Raw genomic sequence first — 1,301 nt, 5'->3', positions numbered from 1 at the left:
GAAATCGCATCCTTGGTATTGCGAATCGATTGATCCACAATGTTTTTAGTCCCTTTTAAAGACTCAGAGATCCCATAGCCAGCAGCATCATCTTTAGCACTGTTAATGCGAGTACCGGAAGACAATCTTTGAACTGAAGCAGACAAAGCAGTCTGAGCAGTACTTAAGTTCTTCTGGGCATACAGTGATGCCATATTGGTACTAAGGACTGCGGCCATGATTCGTTTTCCCTAAATATTCTTTAATGAGTGTGATTTACTTCAACAAAGTCAAAATGACGTTAGGCATCTGATTGGCTTGGGCTAGCATCGAAGTAGCAGCCTGTTGCAAGATCTGAGTACGGGTCAAATTAGAGGTTTCTGCTGCGTAATCGGTATCGACAATGCGGCTAATACCATCAGCCAGATTAGTAGATAAGGTTTGCATGTTATCGACTGCATACTCGAGTGAGTTAATAGCTGTGCCAAGATCTGAGCGATTGGTTGCGTTAGCGGCAATTTGAGCCTGAATCTCAGATACAAAATCGGCTGGATCAGTAACGCTATTATCAAAGCGGCCATTGTCTTTTAGCATTACAGCGAAGTCATAGAAACACTCATTGAGGTTTATAGCGTAATCCAAATGAACCATCTCTGGATTCACTGCAGTGGCAGATCCAGATCCAGATCCAGTTTCGACTGAAATATTGCCGCTGGCATCAAAAACTGATAAGGAGTCAACACCGCCCTGAAACTTAGTACGCGCCTTAATATTCTGAACTTCCTCATACAAAGAAACTAACTCATTACCAATAGCTTTCATCTGATCTTCATTTAATGTGCCATCAGTAGCTTGAGTAGCAAGTGTCAATGAGCGTTGTAAGATCTTGCCAACTACGTCTAATGCGCCTTCAGCAACTTGGGCGTAAGAGATGCCATCTTTTGCATTGCGGATGTTTTGATCCACAATATTTTTAGTCCCTTTTAAAGACTCAGAGATCCCATAGCCAGCAGCATCATCTTTAGCACTGTTAATGCGAGTGCCTGAAGACAATCGTTGTACAGAAGCAGACAAGCTCGCTTGAGCGGTGCTGAGGTTCTTTTGGGCATACAACGATGCCATATTGGTACTGAGGACTGCGGCCATTTGGGTTTCCCTAAATTATTCTTTAATTAATGAGTGTGATTTACTTGAGCAAAGTCAAAATGACGTTCGGCATCTGATTGGCTTGGGCTAGCATCGAAGTAGCAGCCTGTTGCAAGATCTGAGTACGGGTCAAATTAGAGGTTTCTGCTGCGTAATCGGTATCGACAATGCGGCTA

2 protein-coding genes and 1 pseudogene are annotated in these 1,301 nt (G+C 43.2%); all 3 read right to left on the bottom strand.

The genetic code is table 11. The features are described 5' to 3' along the window. Positions 1–218: pseudogene (locus tag ICN13_RS10015) on the bottom strand (flagellin); the annotation flags it as partial. A 37-nt stretch (positions 219–255) separates the two neighbouring features. Beyond that, a complete protein-coding gene (locus ICN13_RS10010; RefSeq protein WP_216140210.1) occupies positions 256–1,125 on the bottom strand; it encodes a flagellin in 870 nt (289 codons plus the stop codon). Between the two features lie 40 nt (positions 1,126–1,165). Next, complete coding sequence (locus tag ICN13_RS10005; RefSeq protein WP_370622983.1) at positions 1,166–1,294, bottom strand: flagellin; 129 nt, start codon at positions 1,292–1,294, stop codon at positions 1,166–1,168. Between the last annotated feature and the right edge of the window lie 7 nt (positions 1,295–1,301).

It is taken from the genome of Polynucleobacter sp. MWH-Berg-3C6 (genome assembly GCF_018881855.1).
Lineage (GTDB): Bacteria > Pseudomonadota > Gammaproteobacteria > Burkholderiales > Burkholderiaceae > Polynucleobacter.
This window is presented reverse-complemented; position numbering and strand designations above follow the sequence as displayed.

Excerpts from the sequence above, each read along its gene's own strand:
- ICN13_RS10010 (WP_216140210.1), bottom strand. The coding sequence starts at position 1,125 with ATGGCCGCAGTCCTCAGTACCAATATGGCATCGTTGTATGCCCAAAAG.